Annotated in this window: 20 protein-coding genes; all 20 read left to right on the top strand. The window is 41.0% G+C overall.

Annotated elements, in window-relative coordinates:
* The first annotated feature begins 5 nt into the window (after window positions 1-5).
* The 20 genes from HXT46_RS06370 to HXT46_RS06275 all read left to right on the top strand — a co-directional run bounded on the left by HXT46_RS06370 (window position 6) and on the right by HXT46_RS06275 (window position 17719).
* On the top strand, window positions 6-365 hold the full coding sequence (locus tag HXT46_RS06370; protein WP_004573640.1) for a chorismate mutase: 360 nt from the start codon (window positions 6-8) through the stop codon (window positions 363-365).
* Window positions 366-463: 98 nt separating this feature from the next.
* Window positions 464-1516 (top strand): class II fructose-bisphosphate aldolase, encoded by a 1053-nt coding sequence (gene fbaA / locus HXT46_RS06365; RefSeq protein WP_004573641.1) that lies wholly within the window; start codon window positions 464-466, stop codon window positions 1514-1516.
* A gap of 104 nt (window positions 1517-1620) precedes the next feature.
* Window positions 1621-2922, top strand: a complete 1302-nt coding sequence (locus HXT46_RS06360) for an adenylosuccinate synthase (protein ID WP_004114149.1) — start codon at window positions 1621-1623, stop codon at window positions 2920-2922.
* A 47-nt stretch (window positions 2923-2969) separates the two neighbouring features.
* On the top strand, window positions 2970-3527 hold the full coding sequence (locus HXT46_RS06355) for a fluoride efflux transporter FluC (RefSeq protein ID WP_004114151.1): 558 nt from the start codon (window positions 2970-2972) through the stop codon (window positions 3525-3527).
* Window positions 3524-3943 carry a fluoride efflux transporter FluC gene (locus HXT46_RS06350; protein WP_004114152.1) on the top strand — a complete coding sequence of 140 codons (420 nt, stop codon included), beginning with the start codon at window positions 3524-3526 and terminating at the stop codon, window positions 3941-3943. The genes HXT46_RS06355 and HXT46_RS06350 overlap by 4 nt, the downstream gene beginning before the upstream one ends.
* Window positions 3944-4055: 112 nt before the next feature.
* The gene (locus HXT46_RS06345; protein WP_004574835.1) at window positions 4056-5414 is read left to right on the top strand and encodes a ClC family H(+)/Cl(-) exchange transporter; all 1359 of its coding nucleotides are present in this window, start codon (window positions 4056-4058) and stop codon (window positions 5412-5414) included.
* Window positions 5415-5531: 117 nt separating this feature from the next.
* On the top strand, window positions 5532-6713 hold the full coding sequence (locus HXT46_RS06340) for a hypothetical protein (protein ID WP_004114156.1): 1182 nt from the start codon (window positions 5532-5534) through the stop codon (window positions 6711-6713).
* On the top strand, window positions 6694-7752 hold the full coding sequence (locus HXT46_RS06335; protein ID WP_004574825.1) for a CpaF family protein: 1059 nt from the start codon (window positions 6694-6696) through the stop codon (window positions 7750-7752). Before HXT46_RS06340 ends, HXT46_RS06335 begins: the two co-directional genes overlap by 20 nt.
* A gap of 30 nt (window positions 7753-7782) precedes the next feature.
* Window positions 7783-8421: a type II secretion system F family protein gene (locus tag HXT46_RS06330; RefSeq protein WP_004574828.1), complete on the top strand. Its 639-nt coding sequence runs from the start codon at window positions 7783-7785 to the stop codon at window positions 8419-8421.
* 30 nt (window positions 8422-8451) lie between these two features.
* Complete coding sequence (locus HXT46_RS06325) at window positions 8452-9069, top strand: type II secretion system F family protein (protein WP_004114161.1); 618 nt, start codon at window positions 8452-8454, stop codon at window positions 9067-9069.
* 101 nt (window positions 9070-9170) lie between these two features.
* A complete protein-coding gene (locus tag HXT46_RS06320; protein ID WP_004114162.1) occupies window positions 9171-9446 on the top strand; it encodes a DUF4244 domain-containing protein in 276 nt (91 codons plus the stop codon).
* Window positions 9447-9605: 159 nt separating this feature from the next.
* Window positions 9606-10010, top strand: a complete 405-nt coding sequence (locus HXT46_RS06315) for a TadE/TadG family type IV pilus assembly protein (RefSeq protein WP_004573653.1) — start codon at window positions 9606-9608, stop codon at window positions 10008-10010.
* Complete coding sequence (locus tag HXT46_RS06310) at window positions 10007-10417, top strand: Rv3654c family TadE-like protein (protein ID WP_004114168.1); 411 nt, start codon at window positions 10007-10009, stop codon at window positions 10415-10417. The genes HXT46_RS06315 and HXT46_RS06310 overlap by 4 nt, the downstream gene beginning before the upstream one ends.
* Window positions 10418-10571: 154 nt before the next feature.
* Window positions 10572-12887, top strand: coding sequence for a DNA polymerase III subunit gamma/tau (gene dnaX, locus HXT46_RS06305; RefSeq protein ID WP_004574829.1), 2316 nt, complete (start codon window positions 10572-10574; stop codon window positions 12885-12887).
* A 6-nt stretch (window positions 12888-12893) separates the two neighbouring features.
* Complete coding sequence (gene recR / locus HXT46_RS06300; protein WP_004114171.1) at window positions 12894-13502, top strand: recombination mediator RecR; 609 nt, start codon at window positions 12894-12896, stop codon at window positions 13500-13502.
* Between the two features lie 202 nt (window positions 13503-13704).
* Window positions 13705-14469 carry an aspartate kinase gene (locus HXT46_RS06295; RefSeq protein WP_004114173.1) on the top strand — a complete coding sequence of 255 codons (765 nt, stop codon included), beginning with the start codon at window positions 13705-13707 and terminating at the stop codon, window positions 14467-14469.
* Between the two features lie 70 nt (window positions 14470-14539).
* The gene (locus HXT46_RS06290) at window positions 14540-15121 is read left to right on the top strand and encodes an ACT domain-containing protein (protein ID WP_004114175.1); all 582 of its coding nucleotides are present in this window, start codon (window positions 14540-14542) and stop codon (window positions 15119-15121) included.
* 77 nt (window positions 15122-15198) lie between these two features.
* Window positions 15199-16266 (top strand): aspartate-semialdehyde dehydrogenase, encoded by a 1068-nt coding sequence (locus HXT46_RS06285; protein ID WP_004116320.1) that lies wholly within the window; start codon window positions 15199-15201, stop codon window positions 16264-16266.
* Window positions 16267-16317: 51 nt separating this feature from the next.
* On the top strand, window positions 16318-16938 hold the full coding sequence (locus HXT46_RS06280; RefSeq protein WP_020760144.1) for a DUF5701 family protein: 621 nt from the start codon (window positions 16318-16320) through the stop codon (window positions 16936-16938).
* A 79-nt stretch (window positions 16939-17017) separates the two neighbouring features.
* Window positions 17018-17719: an ABC transporter ATP-binding protein gene (locus HXT46_RS06275; protein ID WP_020760145.1), complete on the top strand. Its 702-nt coding sequence runs from the start codon at window positions 17018-17020 to the stop codon at window positions 17717-17719.
* Window positions 17720-17739: the final 20 nt, after the last annotated feature.

Raw genomic sequence — 17739 nt, 5'->3', positions numbered from 1 at the left:
GTAATATGTGTGAATTTCCTAAAGAATCGGTTGGCGCGCGTAAGCATCAGATTGAACCGAGTTGCAATGATTGTAACGATTCAATAAGCGAGATTTTTGCGTTGCGTCAATCGATTGACAATATTGACAATGCAGTTGTTTCACTTCTTGCAGAGCGCTTTAAAGTTACGGAAAAAGTCGGAGAAATAAAAGCTCGCGCAAATCTTGCTGCGGAAGATAAATCTAGAGAAAATCGCCAAGCAAATCGACTTAAAAAAATTGCTGAAGAATCTGGATTAAAAGAAGAAATCGCGCTCGAATATTTACATTTTGTTGTAGCTGCCGCAAAAAAGCGCCATCAAGAAATAAAAGATAGCCAGAAATAGTTAAAAATAGCCACAAATCTAATCAAAAATCTAGTCAAATTTAGTAAAAATCTAGCAAAATCTAAAAAAATATGCGCGCTTAGAGTCATAATAAAAATATGACTATTGCAACCGTTGAACGTTACGCGCAAATGCTTGATGCCGCCAGCAAAGGTGGATACGCCTACCCTGCAATTAATGTTACTAGCACGCAGACTTTAAATGCTGCACTACAAGGATTTGCAGAAGCGCAAAGCGACGGAATTATTCAAGTATCCGTTGGGGGGTCCGCGTATTTTTCGGGACAGTGCGTAAATAATCGTGTTGTCGGTTCGCTAGCGTTTGCTCAATTCGCGCATCAAGTAGCAGCGCAGTATCCAAATATTACCGTTGCCTTACATACGGATCATTGCGCAGAAGGCTATTTAGATGACTGGATTAAGCCACTTTTGGCTTATGAGGCGGATCAAGTTGCGCACGGCAAAGAGCCGATATTTCAATCGCATATGTGGGACGGATCTACAGTTAAGCTTGAACACAATTTAGACGTTGCGGAAGAATTGCTTGAGGCGTCGGCGAAGGCTCATACGGTGTTAGAGATTGAAATTGGGGCCGTGGGAGGCGAAGAAGACGGTCATAGAGCAGACATTGATGAAAAACTATACTCAACGCCGCAGGACGCTATGCGAGTAGTTGAACGATTAGGTTTGGCAGAGAGCGGAAGATATATGGCTGCTTTTACGTTCGGCAATGTGCATGGTGCATACAAGCCTGGTGTTGTTAAGCTGCGACCACAGTTGCTAGACAACATTCAAAGCGCTGTATACAACAAGTACAAGCTTGATTTATGTAATCGCAAGTTTGGTGTGCCAACAAAACCATTCTTATTGGTATTCCATGGAGGTTCTGGATCTACTCCCGAAGAAATTGCGCAAGCTGTAAGCTACGGCGTAGTAAAAATGAACATCGATACAGACACGCAATATGCGTTTACTCGAGCAATAGCAGATCACATGTTCCACAACTACGACTCAGTTCTTAAAATCGACGGAGAAGTTGGAGCCAAAAAACTCTACGACCCAAGGTCTTGGGGCAAAGAGGCAGAAAAAGCAATGGCTCAGCGTGTTGTTGAAGCCTGTGTACAGCTTGGCTCTGCCGGTAAAGCCTTATAAGTTCATCAAGTTGAAAATTAAATTCGGTATTGGCTTTGCGCTAGTCTTAACACGTAGGAATTGTGTTTATTTGGGCAACGTTAGCCCAAAAATGGAGGTTCAGCATGCCTGGAATTGTGCTTATTGGCGCTCAATGGGGTGACGAGGGTAAAGGCAAAGCGACTGATTTAATTGGTTCTAAGGTAGATATTGTCGCAAGATTTAATGGCGGTAATAACGCTGGACATACTGTTGTTGTGGGAAACGAGTCTTACGCTTTGCATTTACTTCCTAGCGGTATAATCAGCCCTAATGTAACTCCTGTTATTGGTAATGGTGTTGTTGTAGACCCAGAAGTTCTGTTTGAGGAGATTGACGCACTTGAATCTAGAGGTGTTGATTGCTCTCGTTTGAAAGTGAGCGAGTCTGCGCATGTGATTACACCTTATCATCGCGTAATTGACAAGGTTACGGAGAGGTTCCTTGGCAAGCACAAGATTGGTACAACAGGTCGCGGAATTGGCCCGACTTATGCAGATAAGATTAATCGCGTTGGTATTCGTGTGCATGATTTATTTAATGCAGAGCATTTGAGGGATAAGGTTGAAGCTAGCTTGCATCAAAAGAATCAGATGTTAGTTAAACTTTACAACCAGCATCCAATAGATATTGATGATGTTACAGCACAGCTTGTGGAGCTTGGAAAGCGTTTGAAGCCTTATGTTGCAGATACTTCGCTTATACTGAATCAGGCTATAGAAAATGGCAAAACCGTGCTTTTTGAAGGCGGTCAGGCAACCATGCTGGATGTCGATCATGGAACTTACCCATTTGTAACATCCTCAAATCCTACTGCAGGAGGTGCTTGCACGGGAACTGGCGTTGGTCCAACTCGTATTACGCGAGTAATTGGAGTTGCTAAAGCCTATATCACTCGTGTTGGTGAAGGTCCATTCCCTACGGAACTTTTGGATGAAAGTGGCGATTGGCTGCGTGAGCAGGGTCACGAATATGGCGTAACTACTGGTCGCCCTCGCCGATGCGGATGGTTTGATTCCGTTGTAAGCCGCTATGCTACTCGCGTAAATGGCTTAACTGATATTGTCCTTACTAAGTTAGATGTTTTGACTGGCTTAAAAGAAATTCCAGTTTGCGTAGCTTACGATGTAACTTTGTCTGACGGAAGCGTTGAGAGAATGAACGAAATGCCAGTAGATCAGTCTCTGTTTGCTAGCGCTAAGCCAGTTTACGAGATGCTTCCAGGATGGAGTGAGGATATTTCGCAAATTCACAAGTTTGAAGAATTGCCAGCAAATACTCAAAGCTACGTAAAGCGCTTAGAAGAACTTTCCAAGTGCCGTATTTCGGCAATTGGTACTGGTCCTCAGCGCGACCACATTATTAGCGTTCATTCGTTGATTGATTAGTGACTATTTGAATAGCTATTTAAGGCTATTTAAGGCGGCTAAAAACTATGAGTATTCCAAGCAGTAATTGCCACGACTTGCCTAAAAAGCATAAGCATAAATCACTTGGTGCAAAAACATATTTTGTTGTGTTTATTGGCGGATTGCTTGGCGCTTTTGTGCGTAGTGAAATAAGTGGTTTTACGCACGGCATGCATTGGGACTCGGGATATTCTATGCTTTTTAGCCGCTTTACTTTTGCAACTCTTTTGTCGAACGTTTTAGCATGTTTTATTCTTGCTTTAGTAAGTTCACTTGTTGTAAGTGGGAAGAGCTGCAAGAACAAAGACTTAATAAAATACGGTTTTTGCACGGGATTTTGCGGCGGACTTTCAACAATGTCTACTTTTGCTTTTGAGGGCGCGCATTCCGCATTTACTGCAATGAACATTGTAGAAGTAATTGCCATTATGGCGTTGTCTATGGTTCTTGGCGTTTTAGCAGTGCTTGTTGGGAGTCTAATTGGAGATAAAATTTTTGCTTTTAAAGGCAATGGCAGCGTAAAAAATGCTGGTGATTCAAACGTCATCAATAAAATAGACGCTAACAGGGGCGGTGCAAAATGATGTCTTACGCATATGTTCTTTTTTGGCTGCCTGTTGTTTTCGCTGGACTTGGCGCCGTTCTTCGTTGTGCAATATCTGACGCAATCGGGCGCGTTTATAACCATGATTTTCCAATCGCAACTTTGCTAATCAACGCTTTTGCGTCTTTTATAATGGGCTTAGTTGTATTTTTAAGTTCTTCGATTATATACGATTTAACTTTTGCTTCGACTATTATTTACACGTGCGCATTGGGATTTTTAGGCGGATTTTCAACGTTTTCAACCGCAATCTTAGAAATCGTAAGCCTGTTTAAGCTAAAGAAAATCAAGCTTGGACTATGGCTTTTTATTAGCGAACTAATAGTGCCATTCTTGTGCGCATTTATTGCATACGCTGGACCGTCATTTGTAATATTTATGCTTCTAAAGTCTTAAGTTTTGAATTTTATTAATTGACGTATTTTATTAATTTATATTTATTGTGTTATTAAAAATGTTAAAATGCTTGATGTATTTGTTTGCGATTTGATTTAAGAATAGGTTTATTGTGACTTTAAAGAACGTAGGCGGTTTTATACGCGATTTTTTGCGCGACTTTTCTGATCGCGTTCTTAAAACGCTTAAGCATCTTAGATGGAAGATGGTTCTTGCTGGCATAGTTGTTGGTCTTGTTTCTGGCGTGCTTGTAGCAACTTATAGACTTGGGATTGAGTACGGAACCGATTTTGCGCGATGGATGTATGCGCAAATATTGCAAAACATGCTTTGGATTGTGCCTTGCGTGGTTTTTGCAATTGCTGCTGGGCTTTTTATTGGCTGGATGAGTCGCAAAGAAAGTATGGCGTCTGGAAGCGGCATTCCACAAGTTGTTGGATACGTTCAACGCGGTCTAAAAATGTGTTGGAACACTATTTTGCCTGTTCGATTTGTAGGCGGATTGTTGGGTTCGCTATTTGGCTTGTCTCTTGGGCGCGAAGGCCCTTCGATTCAAATCGGAGCTTGCGGCGCGCAAATGATGTCTCGCATCTTTAGAAAGGGCAATAAAAACGATACGCAAGAGCATTATGTTGTAACCGCTGGAGCGGCAGCTGGCTTATCTGCAGCGTTTAGCGCTCCACTTTCTGGGCTTATGTTTGCTATGGAAGAAGTTCAACACGGATTGTCTTCTACAGTTCTTATGGGAGCTGCTGCTGCATCTATTTGCGCGGACTTTGTGTCTCAAACATGCTTTGGACTTCGACCTGTTTTAGACTTTGGAAGAATTCCAGACTTACCAATGACACTTCATTTTTGGCTGATTCCACTTGGCATTTTTGCAGGGCTTATTGGCTCTTTAATGAACAGATCCTTGCTTGGATTACAAACGCTGTATAAGTATTTGCCAAAGTGGGCTCCCGTATCTGTAGCATGCTTAATCGCGATTCCTGTTGGCTTATATTTGCCAGATGTTCTTGGAGGAGGATCGAATCTTGTTAAGCTCTCTGAATATGGAAAAGCAAGCATAGCGCTTCTGTGCATCCTGTTTGTTGCAAAAATGCTATTTACTTCTACAAGTTTTGGATGCGGAGCGCCTGGCGGAATTTTTATGCCAATTCTTGCTGTCGGCGCACTTGCAGGCGGCGTTGCTTCTCGCGCAATAATAAGCATTCCGATTCTTGGCATTGACGCAAAGCTAATGCCAATTTTTACAGTGTGTGTTATGGCTGGCACGCTTTCGGCTTCTGTAAAAGCTCCGCTCACTTCGATTTTGCTAACTGTAGAAATGTCGGGAACAATGATTCACACTCTTCCAGTTGCTGCATCTGCTTTTATTGCGCTTCTTGTATCCGATATTTTGCACACTAAGCCAATCTATGGCGAACTTCTGGAAAGATATATGGCTTCTAATCCAAAACTTGTGCGTTAATACAACAAAAACAGCAATGTGGATAACTTTTTGGCGGAATTGCAACGTTTATTGATCCTTTAACCACATTGTTTAAATAGTATTGCCTAATGGTTTAGTATGCGATTCAATAGCCACATGGACAATATGACTATTGATAATTACGATGCTCCTTCTTGCGTTCCGCGCATTATAGAAACGTACCCGCCTCAGGCGAGTGCGATAAAAAGTATGCGCAAAAGTACATCTGATAGTAATAAGTTGGAAGATTCGACTGTTATCGCATCTTTGAATCATGCGAATCATGTGGATAATGCAGATTACGCAAATCATGTAGATTACGCGACTGGTGTATCTTCTACTTCAGTTCATAGCGATTTTGATGCATTAGATAATCATAGTGTTCAAAAAAATATTGGTAGCTTGAACTATTCGCTAAAGCCTTTTCCAAAAAATGTTGTAATCGGTTCATCGGCAAATGATGGAGTTGGTTTAAGCACTACTCTTGCTCTTCTGGCAAGTCATATATCTAGTAAAAAATATGTTGTTGCACTAATCGACGCAGATATTTCTAACGGCGGATTAGATGTTTTGTTGGGATTGGAGCAGGACGAGGGTAGAAGATTGCAAGAGGTTCAAGCTCCTTTAGGACGATTAGACGGATATGTATTGCGTTGTGAACTTCTGCACTGGAATAACGTTGATATTTTGGCTTACGCTCCTTGGAAAAGTGAAGAGCCTAAACCATGGGTTATTGAAGCTGCTATTAGAGGTCTTTCCAACGCTTGTGATGTAGTAATTGTTGATATTGGATCTGGTTTTTCAGCAAGAAGGCTTTTAAAGAATCTTCCAACTTTAGCGCAAGTTCCAACCATATTTGCTGCAGAGCTTAGTGTTCTTGGTCTTGCCAGATTGCGCGCATATTGGCGAAGCCTAGAATCTGACCATAAAGATTACTCTAGAAAACAAACTTCTATTGTCGCAGGATTAAATCCGCGTGGTCTTTCTAAAAGGTTTTGCCCTGTAAATGTTAATGAAGCTTGTGATTATTTGCTTTGCGATGTAGAAGGCCCAATTGGTCACGATCCTAAAATGTACGAAGACATAATATCTGGTTACGGTATAAGAGATATTCCAAAATCCGCCAAAATTCCAATAGAAAAAATAACAACATGGTTGCTTGGAGACTCCTCTAATTCCTCTTTGAAAATATCTGGAAAACAATCTGAACAACAATATAAACAATCAAATTCACAATCATATGAATCTGAAAGATTCTCAAAAATATCAAGGGGTAAGCATGGTTTTAGAAGATATTGATTTTGGCATTCTGCAAGAGCTTGCGGATAACCCTCAAACAACAGATATTGTTGTTACAGACACAGGTCGCGTTTGGGTAGATAAAGGTTTTGGGTTGCAAGAGTACAATCCAAGAATTCCATTTGATAATCCTATGATTTTGCGAGAATATGCAGTTTGGCTTTGTGCACAATTAGGCAAAAGATTAGATGATTCATGCCCGATTGCAGATGCTTCTAGCCCAGTAGGAGTGCGAGTACACGCTCTTATTGCTCCAATAGTTTTAAGTGGTGCTGCTATTTCGATTCGTTTTCCCGCTTTAAAACGCTATTGTTTAACAGAGTTAAGTAGTAGAGGAATGTTTCCTATTGAATTATCTAGAATACTTTATTTATTGGTAACTCAACGTGCGAATATTTTGATTACGGGAAGCACTGGCTCTGGTAAAACAACGTTAATGAAGTCTCTTTTAGCTTCTTGTGATGAAAAAGACAGAATAGTTACTGTTGAAGAAACAAGAGAATTAGGTTCATTATCTAAGGATCATGTGTCTTTAGCTACAAGAGAAGCAAACGTTGAAGGAGTAGGCAGCGTTGGCTTGTCGGATCTTGTAAAGGCAACTTTGAGGATGAGACCAGACAGAATTATTTTAGGTGAGTGCAGAGGTCAAGAAATAGCTGATTTATTACGCGTTTTTACATGTGGTCATAAAGGTGGAATGACAACTTTGCATGCTGATAAAGTCCAAAAGGTGCCAGCCAGATTAATGTCTTTAGGGCTTCTTGCAGGACTGGAACCTTCTTCACTATGTGCTCTTGCCGCTGATGCTTTTGATGTTGTTATACATGTAGAAAGAGTAAATGGTATGCGAATTGTAAAAGAACTTGGAGTATTGCGTTCTACGGATTCTGGCGCGTTAGAAGGTGTGCCAATTTTAAGATTGAAAAATTGCGTTAATTCTAATGATAGTAATTTTTCTGCTCAGATAGAGGAAACGTCTGCTTGGAAAAATTTTGCTGTTAAATGGCATTTACCGTTGAATACAGGGTTGTTTCTGTAATTGATACCGACAGTAAAGGATTTTTTGAAAATGGGTATTGAAGAATCACTAGCTGCTCTTGTGGCTTCTTTGCGTTCTGGTGCTTCTTTTGAATCGATTATAAGAGGAGACAGCAATAATGAGAATCGCAATGGACTTATTGAAGAGACCGATAATGACAATAACAATTACAACAGCAATAACAGCGAAAGCTATTTCCAAGTTATAAACGTTGAATCGGTGTTTAAATGGATTGATTCTCGCTGTTCTAATAGGATTAAAAATCTTAGCGCTCGCCAAAGAAGTAAAGTTAGAAAAGACATGCGCAAGGTTGCACAATCGCTTATGTCTGTATACGAATTGAGCAGTTCTATAGGATGCTCTATGACTGATTGCGTTCAAGCTGTTTCTGACTCTTATCATGCCAATAAGAGGGTTAATGATTTAAGCTCAGAAGTTTTTGCGATGCCTAAAGCAACTATTAGATTGCTAACTGCTCTACCATTTTTGGCTCTTCTTACTGGACAATTGTTGGGTGTAAATCCAATATTGATGATTTTTACAAGTTCTAGAGGATACGCACTCTTAGGTATTGGCTTATTGTTTTATGTAATCGGTCTTTTATGGGTTACATGGATCATGAAGTCATCTAAAAAAGCAATGCTGAGTGCTGTTTCTAATGTCGATTGATGAACTAATGGTTATTAAGGATCGTGGAAAATGTTTAAGGCAATTATCGTCTGGATTATTTTAGTAGCTTATATAGTTACGTTATGCAAATTTTTTACTAGACAGATGATTCTTAATCCGTGCTATGAGCGCGCCTACAAGCCTGCGGTTTCTATGAGAAGCAATTACGATTTTAGGTGTAACAAAGTTGAAGATATAGATCCAATTTTGGGTTTGCAAATGATGATAGTTGCTTTAAAAAGTGGAGTCGCAATTACTAGAGCACTTGACGCTGTTGGGTCATCTATTCCTGGAGGAAAAGGGATTTGGCTAAGGAATGTTTCTAAAGCACTACTTTCTGGAGATACTTGGATAGAAGCTTGGAGTGCTCCTTATGTGTGCTTCGATAAAAAAGATAAAAATCCATCTGCATCTTTTGTGTTAAGTATGTGGCTTAGACAGTCACTTAGAGAGTCATGGAGTTGTGGAAGTTCTCCAGTTCCTGTACTCATAGCGATTTTACAAAATTATGAGCAATCTATGCGAAACGTGGCAAAAAAAGAAAGCTCTAGGCTTTCTGTTCGTCTGCTTCTGCCTGTTGGGTTATGTTTTCTGCCAGCGTTTATTTTCGTAGGAATTTTGCCGACAGTATCTGCATTTATGTATTAATCGCAATCTAAAAATAAAAAATTTGTATCCCAATATTGGGTACATAAATAAAAGAAAAATAACAATAAAAATAACAAAAAGAAAGGTAACGGTGAGTGATTATGAGATCAATTACTGCTGCATTGTCAACATGGTATTGCATGTGTTCAATGCGAATGAATGAAGGATTAATTAAAGCTGAACAAGCATGTAATAACATGCAGAATCGTTTGAGCAAAGATTTAAAGCAGTGTGATGATGGGGCTGTTACGGCAGAATATGCTGTTGTTCTTATAGCTGCCACAGCTTTTGCTACAGTGCTTATTGCTATTGCCAAATCAGATGCTGTTCGTACAGCTATCAGTGAGCTTGTTACAAAAGCTCTACATGTTAGCTAGCTTTAAGTAAATAGTCATTTGTAAAACTGTGAAACATTGCGTGAAACTTAAAACATACTTTGAAAAACGTGATATGAAATATTTATAAAGTTTTTTTGACCGTGATGTTTATGTGATTTGTTGTGGGATTTTAACTAATGCGAAAAGAAACGAGACAAAATGGAGAATCATGTATTTTTGAACATTTTAGATAAGAGAACGACTAAGAATAATTGTCATAAGATAAATAATTCAAAAGATTCTGGGGCTGTTACCGCAGAATTTGCGATTATTCTTCCTGCAGTTGTGGTACTTGCTTTAACGTTATTTTTTGTTGGTAAATCAGTAGTAAATACAATGAATTGCCATGATGCAGCAGGTCAAGTAGCATACTATGTTGCTTCGCACCACAATTCTAAAGATGCGCAAAATATAGTATCTAAAGTATCTGGAGTTAATAGTTCTGTAAAAGTCAAATATGTTGGGAATATGGCAGATATTGTTGTAAGCTGCCCAGTTGTGCCAGACCCTTTAAAAGTATTGCCATTGTCTGTGGAAGCTCGCATTAGCCAGGTTTTAATATGAGTCAAAAAATATGTAAGCGATTAAGCATTTTAAATACGCAATATTACAGTTTTAAACATTTGCGTAGAGCAGATTGTGGTTCTGGAACTATGTTAGGCATAGGATTGGTAATAGCAATCTGCTCTATGCTTGTTGTTTGTGCAACTTTAGGGTCAATTTTGGTGCAAAAACACCGAGCTTACGCTCTTGCAAACGCATCGGCTATATCAGGTGCAGTCGCTATGAGAAATATGCAAGATGATGCATGTCAAGTTGCAGAGCGCACAGCAAAGGCAAATAATGGGAAAATAGAATCTTGTGTTGAAAAAGATGATGATGTATTAATCAGTCTAAGTGTGCCTTTACGACTTCCTATGGTTAATAAGATAAATGTAACGGCTAGAGCTGGTTTAATAGATTGTGGCTAATAAGTGTGTGGAAAATATCAAGTATTCATGCGATTGGTCATAATGTAGCATGTTAATAGGCGATTAGCATGTTAATGTCTAAATGTTTAGAATAGAACAGAAACTTTGCTCAAGTAGAGTTGAGCTAATATTCAGGTGACGGTAGGTTATAGTTATGGCACTTGCATTGTATCGAAGGTATCGTCCAGACACGTTTGAAGGAGTGATAGGACAGAATCAAGTTACCGTTCCTCTTATGAGAGCGCTAGATCAAGGCAAAATAACGCACGCCTACCTATTTTCGGGTCCACGCGGTTGTGGAAAAACAAGCTCTGCGCGTATTCTTGCTCGTTGTATTAACTGCAAAGAGGGTCCTACTTCTAAACCATGCGGAAAATGCCAAAGCTGTAAAGATCTTGCAACAGGCGGATCAGGTTCAATAGACGTTGTAGAAATAGATGCTGCAAGCCACAATGGTGTTGACGATGCTAGAGAATTACGCGAACGTGCAGGTTTCGCTCCAGCGCGCGATCGATATAAGATTTTTATTCTTGATGAAGCGCACATGGTAACTCCGCAAGGATTCAATGCTTTGCTGAAGATTGTGGAAGAGCCACCTGAGCATGTTATGTTTATTTTTGCCACTACTGAACCAGATAAGGTGATTGGAACTATACGTTCTAGAACCCACCATTATCCGTTTAGACTTGTTCCTCCAGAAGTAATGGGACCGTATTTGCAAGACATTTGCAAAAAGGAAGGTATTCAAGCGCAAAAGGGCGTTTTGCGGCTTGCTATGCGCGCTGGCGGCGGATCCATACGAGACACATTATCTGTTTTAGATCAGCTTATGATTGGCTCAGATGATGGTGTTATCTCGTTAGATTCAGCAGTTGCTTTGCTTGGTTTTACGCCTTCTAATCTTATTGCAGATGTTATTGATGCCCTTATTGAAAAAGACGGTGCAAAATTATATGAAGTTGTACAAAAAGTGGTAGTCGGAGGATTTGACACTCGTAAGTTTGTGGAAGATCTTCTCGGACGATTGCGTGATTTGTTGCTTTTGGTTTCTGCTGGTCCAAATTGTGCTAAAAACTTGTTAGGCGATTTATCGCCAGAAGACATGCAAGATTTGCAACGACAATCAAGTCAGCTAACTTTGAGAAGCTTGTCCAAAATGGCAGAAATCGTCAATAATGCTTTTGCGGGAATGGCAAATGCGGTTTCTCCTAGAATGAATCTTGAGATTCTTATGGCTAGACTTCTTGCTGATATGCAATCTAGTACTACTGCGCAGGAACCATTTTCTAAAGCCACTAATCAATCTCTTGCAAAGTCCTCCTCGCATCCTGCATCTTCTGCAAGGCATTTTATTGGTTCAAATTCTGCTGTAAATTCAGTTAATCCTGTTAATCCAGTAAATCCAGTAAAAATTGCTGAAGCTCCTTCGGTAATTCTTGATGATAAATCTGAAATCAACAATAACACGCAAGCGAATTGGTCAACTGCAACCGTTGAAAAACAGACAACACAAGAGCTTGACGTGGACGAAACTTGGGATAATCTGGTTAAAAATCTGCCAGACGATGTTCGTGAATACGTAGAGAGAGATCGCGTTCCAAAAGTTAGATTAGACGATGGAAATGCATCAAAAAGAAGGCTTGTATTAACTTTTGACCAGCCTATAAGCCAACATGCTTTTGCGCTCGCGATTTGCACAACAGAACCTTACGATGGTAAAAAAGTGCCAGTTGTGGTTATGAACAAAGTAAAAGACGCATTTGGAAAAAACGTTGCAATAGCGCCAGATTTAGTAGCTGCAAACGGCGAAAAAGTGGAGTCTGTTGCAAGAATGACTCCGCAACGACTAGCACAAGTTAAGCGAGACTTGCTTATGCGAAAAGCTGGAATCGTAAAAGGATTCGGAAAAATAATCGAGAAAAGTTCTGATTCAAATTCAAATAATTCGAATTCCAGTAGCGATGATGCTGGCTCTAGTGACGATTCAAGTGCTGGTGCGGAGGCTAGCGATTTATCTGGTTCTGCAATTTCAGAAAGTGCTTTAGATTTAGATATTGAGAAAGATGACGCATGGGCAGGTATGGGATCTGCTCCAATGGGAGATGCGATTGCTGCATTACAGAATGCAGATTTTAATGCTGAAGTAGTAAACGATTCAGAAAACGCAGATAACGCTGCATCTAACGCGCAGCAATGGGGGCAAAAGTCGAAGATAAGCCAGCAAAATCCTCAGCGCGCAAATTCAGAATCACAGGCAGATAATGAGTCAAAAGCACGAATCTCTGATGGTGTAAACGGCGCGCAAGAAGACGAATGTTCAATGCAGGACGAATCGTTAGAGTCGGCAACCAATTTGAGCATAGATGATTTAGAGAAGATGTTTGAGGTGAAATCTGTAAAAGAATTCGCTGCAAGTGATCCAAAAAATCCTAAAAATGCAGGATTGCATAAGCGAAAGCAAGAGGAGTAAGTAAAAGTGCATAACGTGTCATCGTATGACGGTGCAATAGGCAGAGTTATTGATGCGTTCTCTAAGCTTCCAGGAATAGGACCAAAAGGCGCGCAGCGAATTGCATTCTATATACTTTCATCATCTGATGTACAAACGCAGGATTTAATTGACGCAATCAGTGACTTGCGCGAGAATGTGCGATTTTGTGAAATTTGCGGAAATGTTTGCGAGCAAAGTCCTTGTGTTATTTGCCAAGATCCGCGAAGAGATCACACAAAAATATGCGTTGTAGAAGAGCCAAAAGACATTATGAGCATTGAGAGAACTCACGAATACGCTGGCGTTTACCACGTTTTGGGCGGTGCCATTAATCCAATGGCAAACATTGGACCTGCAGACTTAAAAATAACGCAACTACTTGAGCGCTTAAAAGACGCGCAAGTAAAAGAAGTCATTTTAGCGCTTGACCCAAATATTGAAGGAGAAGCTACAGTAACTTATTTAGCACGTTTGCTTGAGCCGCTTGACATAAGTATTACGCGACTTGCAAGCGGATTGCCAGTTGGTGGAGACTTAGAGTATGCAGACGAGATAACTCTTGGTCGCGCATTTGCAGGAAGACAAGAAGTATAGAAGATTTGTGAATTCATAAGCAAACGCGTTTGATAAGTCGCAAGAAACCGCTTGTTGTATATACGCCACTCATAATATCTCTAAAACTAAAAATAAATAGAGCACAGTTGATAGTCTAATTTTAGATTAGTCTTATTTGGATTAATTCTTATTGCATTAGCGTGCTTTAGATAATAGTGACGGCTGAACATAAGGGGTTACAGTGGCTCTTATAGTGCAGAAATACGGTGGATCGTCCGTAGAAGATACGGACGCAATTCAGCGTGTAGCCAAAAGGATTCTTGATACAAAAGCTGCTGGTAACGATGTTGCTGTTGTCGTTTCCGCTATGGGAGATACCACAGACGACTTGATTGACCAAGCAATGAGTGTAAATGCGCATCCTCCTGCTAGAGAGATGGATATGCTTATGACTGCAGGAGAGCGTATTTCCATGAGTCTTCTAGCAATGGCTATTCATGCTCAAGGCTCGCACGCATACTCTTTTACTGGTTCTCAAGCTGGATTTATGACAGACGCGCAATTTGGAGCAGCTCATATTCGCGCTGTTAAGCCAGATCGTGTTCAGCATGCGCTTAAAAAAGGCAGTGTTGCTATTGTTGCAGGATTCCAAGGAATCAGCGAGATTGGTGACGACACAACGCTTGGTAGAGGCGGATCAGACACTTCGGCAGTGGCGCTTGCTGTTGCTCTTGGAGCAGATGTTTGCGAGATTTACACAGATGTTGATGGCGTATTTACGGCAGATCCTCGAATTGTTCCAACCGCAAAGCGAATTCCTGTTATCGATTATGATTCAATGCTTGAGATGTCATCTTGCGGATCTCGAGTGTTAGCTTTGAGATGCGTTGAATACGCACAAAGATTCAGTATGCCTCTTCATGTTCGCAGCTCGTTTTCGCACAGAAACGGAACATTAATTGTGCCGAGTGGAGTAAATCCAAAGAGCTTGCCGAATTTAAACTAATTATTTATTAAAGAAGACACAAGCATAACAACAGACAGAACGCATAGGCAATAGACATAAGGCGGCAAAAATGGCAAATAAAATAACAAATGTAGACATTCGCTCAACAATGGGCGATTTATTCCCAGACTTAGGCCCAGAGACCCCTGTGATTTCTGGCGTTGCACACGATAGAAGCGAATCTATGATTACTCTTCGAGGCGTTCCCGATAAGCCTGGAAACGCTGCAAAAGTGTTTACAACTCTTGCTGCTGCAGACGTTAACATAGACATGATTGCTCAGGCAAGCGCATCCACCGAAACGGCTGACATATCGCTTACGGCTCCAAGCTCGTCCCTAGACGCCGTTTGCAAGGTTTTGCAGGGCGCGCGCGGCGAATTGCAATTTACGTCTATGGACGTGGACCCTTCTGTTGGCAAAGTCGCAGTTGTTGGCGTTGGAATGAAAACCTATTCTGGTCTCGCAGCAACCTTCTTTACAGCGCTAAGCGATCACGGTATTAATATTCTGATGATTTCTACATCAGAAATTCGTATTGCAGCGATTGTTCCAGTAAAACAGCTTGACGAAGCGGTTCGTGCGCTTCACACAGCCTACGGATTAGACGCAAGCAAAGTCGAAGCCGTTGTTTATGGAGGAAGCGGACGCTAATCGCGCGCAAAAATCACGCTTAAATAATCGCAAAAATCAAAGAAAATCGCAAAAACACGCAAAATAAGGGAGACAAAATGGCAATTATAAGCAACAAAGGCGTAAACCTTGCGGTTTTAGGCGCCACTGGCCAAGTTGGAATGGTTATGCGCCGCGTATTAGACGAGCGCGATTTTCCAATTAAAAACTTGCGATATTTGGCTTCCGCACACTCCGCTGGAACTGTTTTGAAATATCGCAGCAAAGATGTTGTTGTAGAAGATGTAGAAAAAGCAGATTTAAGTGGAATTGACATTGCGATTTTCTCCGCAGGCGGCGGAACATCCAAAGTGTGGGCACCGCGATTTGCAGATGCGGGTGCAATAGTAATAGATAATTCTTCTCAATGGCGTATGCATAACGATGTGCCTCTTGTAGTTGCAGAAGTAAATCCAGAAGATTTAAATGATATTCCGCGTGGGATTGTTGCCAACCCTAATTGCACAACAATGGCGTGCATGCCTGTTTTAAAGCCGCTTTCCGATGCTTTTGGCTTAAAGCGACTTATTGTATCTTCTTATCAAGCGGTTTCTGGAGCTGGCAGAGCTGGAGCGTTGCAGCTTATGAACGAAGCGCAAGCTGCCTTAGATCAGGGCGCGGATAAGCTTGTGTTTGATGGGGATGCTATTGATTTTCCGCAACCAACAAAAGTTGCGCGCACAATCGCATTTAACGTTGTGCCATTCATTGGTGCGATTGTTGAGGATGGTTCGCAAGAAACCGACGAGGAGCAAAAGCTCCGCAATGAAAGTCGTAAGATTCTGCATCTGCCAAAGCTTGCAGCAAGCTGCACATGCGTGCGCGTAGGCGTTTTTACAGGTCACGGAATGAGCATTAATGCCGAATTTGAGTGCGATGTAACTCCAGATATGGCTCGCGAAGTGCTAAAATCGGCCGCTGGCGTTGCGCTAGATGATATTCCTACTCCTCAGCTTGCTGCAGGAAAATCCGCGAGCTATGTTGGGCGTATTCGCCAAGATCAAGCGGTTGATGGAAAGCGTGGATTGGCAATGTTTATTACAAATGACAATCTTCGTAAGGGTGCTGCTCTTAATGCTGTGCAATTGGCGGAAATCGTAGCTAAAAAACGACACTTTGTGGATTGATTAGACCTGCGCGAATTCGCTATTATAAAAAATTTTACGTAAAATGTAATTATGTCTATAGCTTCGCAAGAAATACAAAAGCAGCTTGATCGTATTGTTGCTCTTGGCTACCCAGATGTTGCAGATATGAGTGCTGCATCGTTTCGTGCTTTAGCTTTGCCGCTTATTCGCGCTCTTGATCAAAGCGATTTGGGTACTAATATTCTTCTTGTGCCTACTCGTGAGCTAGTTTCGCCAGAATCCTTAATTTCTAGGACGAGTATTGATCGTATGGCTGGTTTTACAACAATGCCGCCTAGAGATATAGCTAGTTTCCTGCCACAAGATGGTTTTGAGCCTCCAGAAGGTCCGTTTTACTTGGCATTAGACCCTCATACAGGTACATCGTATTTGAATCGTGAGCCAGATGTTGCCAGAAAACTTATAGATTCAGACGAGCGTCTTCCTTTGACTTTAGAAGAAGGATTGGCGATTGTTACTCAGCATCCAGATTGGCTTGAAATAAAAAATGGTTTTAATCTTCTTGGGTCTAAAAGTTCCGATGGAAGAGTGCCGAGTATTTGGATGAGTCAAGGTGCTCCTCGTCTTGGAGCTGTATGGCCAAATTCAAGGCATACTTGGCTTGGCAACGCGTATTGTACTGCGCGTCGTGGCGTATCTCTATTCCAATGAAGAGTATTAAATATTAATCTAATAAATTAAGAAGTTGATAGCAAAAGCATCATCAGGTAGTCAGTAAGCAAGGTGTATTGTGGCATACATAACTTTTGATCATGTTGTAAAAGAGTATCCATCTGGATCAAGTGTTGTGCGCGCTCTAGATAATGCTAGTTTTACAGCCGAGCGCGGCAAACTCACCGTAATACTAGGGGCTTCGGGTGCAGGTAAAACTACAGCCTTGAATATTTTAGGCGGTATGGATACGGCAACAAGCGGTAGTGTAACTGTTGGTGATTTAAATATTACAAAGCTAAATGGTCGTGGGCTTGTAAAGTATCGAAGAGAAGATATTGGTTTTGTTTTTCAATTCTATAATCTTGTTCCAAACTTGACGGCGTTAGAAAACGTGGAGCTTGCTTCACAAATTTGCTCAGATCATTTTGATCCAGCACAAACGCTTATTGACGTAGGTTTGGAAAAAAGACTTAATAATTTCCCAGCACAACTTTCTGGAGGCGAACAGCAGCGAGTTTCTATTGCGCGCGCACTTGCTAAAAAGCCTAAGTTGCTTTTATGCGATGAGCCTACGGGTGCGCTAGATTATGAAACTGGAAAAGCTGTTTTGCAATTATTGCAAGATATTTGCCAAAAAGAAGGAATGACGGTTCTTATTATTACTCATAATGCTGCTATTGCTCCTATGGCTCATAAAGTTGTGAGATTCCATTCTGGAAAAGTCGTAAGCGAAACAGTACAAGAAAATCCTACGTCAATTGCAGATATTGAATGGTGATTTGTAGAGTGGTGATTTGT

It is taken from the genome of Gardnerella sp. DNF01204 (assembly GCF_049244145.1).
Classification (GTDB): domain Bacteria; phylum Actinomycetota; class Actinomycetes; order Actinomycetales; family Bifidobacteriaceae; genus Bifidobacterium; species Bifidobacterium vaginale.
Note: the sequence above shows the minus strand (reverse complement) of the source record. Positions and strands in the feature narration are given on the sequence as shown.